A 2,520-nucleotide genomic window follows, 5' to 3' on the forward strand; every position below is an offset into this window, starting at 1 on the left:
GAAATTCGCTACCCGCGCCGTCGCCAGGCTCTCCTCAAGGCGTGGCGAGCGACGCTGGACGCACCAAAGCGTGGGCCAGAGGCCTGACGTTTCGTTACGCGCTTTTGCAAAATGCCTGCTGCCAGAATCTGACAGTGGGGCGGCCTATGCTCCTCCAATCGAAACCCTGGAGAGCAGACATGAACACCTCAAATTTCGTTATCCTCTACGTCGACAGTCCGGAGCGGAGCGGCGCCTTCTACGGCGCGCTGCTCGGGCGGCAACCGGTCGAGGCGTCGCCGACCTTCGTGCTGTTTGTGCTCGACAACGGCTTCAAGCTTGGGCTGTGGTCGCGCCACACGGTGGAGCCGGCGGCGGCCGCCGCGGGCGGCGGAGCCGAGCTCGTCTTTGCGCAGGACACGCCGGCGGCGGTCGACGCTGCCCATGGGGACTGGGCCGGGCGCGGCCTGAAGATCCTGCAGGCGCCGACGGACATGGATTTCGGCCGCACCTTCGTTGCGCTCGATCCCGACAACCACCGGCTGCGCGTCTATTGGCTGAACGAGGGAGACCAGGGATGAGTGCGCACTGGATCGCGGTCGCCTCGGCGGCGCATGTCAGGATCGGCCGCGAAGGCGGCTTCATGCAGGTCAATCATGGCAAGGCGGCGCCGCTGCGCCGCGTCAAGCCAGGCGACCCCATCGTCTACTATTCGCCGAGCACGGTCCTCGGCGAAAAGGACGGCCTGCAATCTTTCACCGCCATCGGCACGGTGCGCGACGGCGAGCCCTACCGGGGCTACATGGGCGCAGGCTTCACGCCGTTCCGGCGTGATGTCGACTGGGCGAAGGCTGGGGAAGCGCCGATCAAGCCGTTGCTCGACCGGCTCGACTTCACGGCTGGCCGGCCGAACTGGGGCTACCAGTTCCGTTTTGGGCTGCTTGCCATCGGCGCGCATGATTTTGCGCTGATCGCGCAAGCGATGGGCATGGTGCCGGCAAGCGAAGCTATCGCTTGAGCGCCTTGTAGACGGCGATGCCGGCGGCGAGGTCCTCAAGCGCGGCGCCGACCGACTTGAACAATGTGATCTCGCCGTCGCCTTGCCGGCCCGCCTTCTCGCCGCGCGCCAGTTCATGCAAGTCAGCGATGATGGCGTCCGGTTTCAGGACGCCGGAGGCCAGCGGCTGGACGATGTCGCCCGCTTCCTTGGTGGCACCGGAGCGAGTGTCGACATAGACGCGGGCGCGCCGGATCGCGTCGTCGTCGCTTTCGCGCATCGTCGGCGTGAAGCCGCCGACAAGGTCGACATGCGCGCCCGGCTTCAACAGCGCACCCCTGATCAGCGGCTCGGTGGAAATGGTCGCCGAGGAGACGATGTCGGCCTCGGCGAGCTCGGCGCCGAGATCGCCGGCTGCGCTGGCCGGGAGCCCTTCGGCGCGCAAGCCGGCGGCGACCTTTTCGGCATTAACCGGCGTTCGGTTCCAGATGCGGATGCTCTTGATCGGCCTCACCGCCGAATGCGCCTTGGCGAGGAAGGTCGACAGCGCGCCGGCGCCGACGACCAACAGGCGCGAGGCATCCTTGCGGGCGAGGTAGGAGGCGGCAAGCGCCGAGGCGCACGCGGTGCGCCATTGCGTCAGTCGCTGGCCGTCGATCAGCGCTTCCGGTTCGCCGGTCGTGCCGTCGAGCAGCAGGTAAAGGCCCATCACGGCGGGTTTGCCGATGGCGTTGTTGTCGGGCGAGACGGTGACGATTTTGACACCGATATGGCCGCCCGCCGAGGCGCCGGGGGCGTTGAAATCGGTCCAGGCAGGCATCAACAGCAGCGTCGAGGCGGCGCCATCAGGACGGTCGACCGTGTGATGGTGACGGACCGGCTGCACGGCGCCGTCGCGGAAGGCGGTGCGCAGCGTCTCGACCAGCCCGGGAAAGGTCAGCGCCTGGTCGACCTCGGCGGCCGAAATGGTCAGCATGGAAGACTCCGTGGAGTGAAGGCGCCCGCGAAGCCGCAATTCTTACGGCATCCGCTGCGCCCAAAGGCTTCAGGCGGTCGGCTTCGGCAGGGCCTGGCCCTGCGGCGCCTGAGCCGCCTGAGGCGCGCGGCTGACCGCCTGGCGCAGGTTCTCGGCCTCGACGCCGCGCTGGCGCGCCAGCTTGCGGTAGCGGCCCTGCTTCACCCAGGTCGCCATGCTGCCGACGATCATGCCGATGGCGAGAGCCAGGAACAGGAAGACGAAAAGCGGGAGCTTCAGCGTCAGCGCGGGATTGCCGGGATTGAACGGGTCGAGCGTGAAGGCGATCGGCTCGCGGTTGGCGACGGCGAGCGCGATCAGGATGACGGCCAGCGGCACGAAGACAACGACGAGCATGAAGCGGTTGAACATTTGTTTTCCTGTCGAAAGCAGGCCTGGCGGCGGGCCGGCGCGTGAACTCGCGCCTATTTGCCTCCGTTCAGCCTTTCGCGCAATTCCTTGCCGGTCTTGAAGAACGGCACCCACTTCTCCTCGACCTCGACGGATTCGCCGGTGCGCGGGTTGCGGC

5 protein-coding genes are annotated in these 2,520 nt (G+C 67.3%); 2 read left to right on the forward strand and 3 right to left on the reverse strand.

All coding sequences use genetic code 11. The features are described from left to right. Positions 1–179: 179 nt before the first annotated feature. Together EN742_RS31485 and EN742_RS31490 are read left to right on the forward strand one after the other, a co-directional pair. Entirely contained in the window at positions 180–560 is a 381-nt protein-coding gene (locus EN742_RS31485) for a VOC family protein (protein ID WP_126058294.1), read from the forward strand. Then, the gene (locus EN742_RS31490; RefSeq protein WP_128333699.1) at positions 557–997 is read left to right on the forward strand and encodes an EVE domain-containing protein; all 441 of its coding nucleotides are present in this window, start codon (positions 557–559) and stop codon (positions 995–997) included. The genes EN742_RS31485 and EN742_RS31490 overlap by 4 nt, the downstream gene beginning before the upstream one ends. On the opposite strand, the gene EN742_RS31495 is transcribed toward EN742_RS31490, so the two are convergent. The 3 genes from EN742_RS31495 to EN742_RS31505 all read right to left on the reverse strand — a co-directional run. After that, entirely contained in the window at positions 987–1,952 is a 966-nt protein-coding gene (locus EN742_RS31495) for an ornithine cyclodeaminase family protein (protein ID WP_126058296.1), read from the reverse strand. The two genes, EN742_RS31490 and EN742_RS31495, sit on opposite strands and share 11 nt — an antisense overlap. 69 nt (positions 1,953–2,021) lie before the next feature. Beyond that, positions 2,022–2,363, reverse strand: coding sequence for a DUF1049 domain-containing protein (locus EN742_RS31500; protein WP_128333700.1), 342 nt, complete (start codon positions 2,361–2,363; stop codon positions 2,022–2,024). 53 nt (positions 2,364–2,416) lie between these two features. After that, the coding region (locus EN742_RS31505) for an HU family DNA-binding protein (protein ID WP_189375687.1) at positions 2,417–2,520 on the reverse strand (104 nt) is incomplete at its 5' end.

The organism is Mesorhizobium sp. M4A.F.Ca.ET.020.02.1.1 (assembly GCF_004022645.1).
Classification (GTDB): domain Bacteria; phylum Pseudomonadota; class Alphaproteobacteria; order Rhizobiales; family Rhizobiaceae; genus Mesorhizobium.

Bases quoted from the DNA above. Each gene is read 5' to 3' on its own strand.
- EN742_RS31485 (WP_126058294.1), top strand. From the start codon at position 180: ATGAACACCTCAAATTTCGTTATCCTCTACGTCGACAGTCCGGAGCGG.
- EN742_RS31490 (WP_128333699.1), top strand. From the start codon at position 557: ATGAGTGCGCACTGGATCGCGGTCGCCTCGGCGGCGCATGTCAGGATC.
- EN742_RS31495 (WP_126058296.1), bottom strand. From the start codon at position 1,952: ATGCTGACCATTTCGGCCGCCGAGGTCGACCAGGCGCTGACCTTTCCC.
- EN742_RS31500 (WP_128333700.1), bottom strand. From the start codon at position 2,363: ATGTTCAACCGCTTCATGCTCGTCGTTGTCTTCGTGCCGCTGGCCGTC.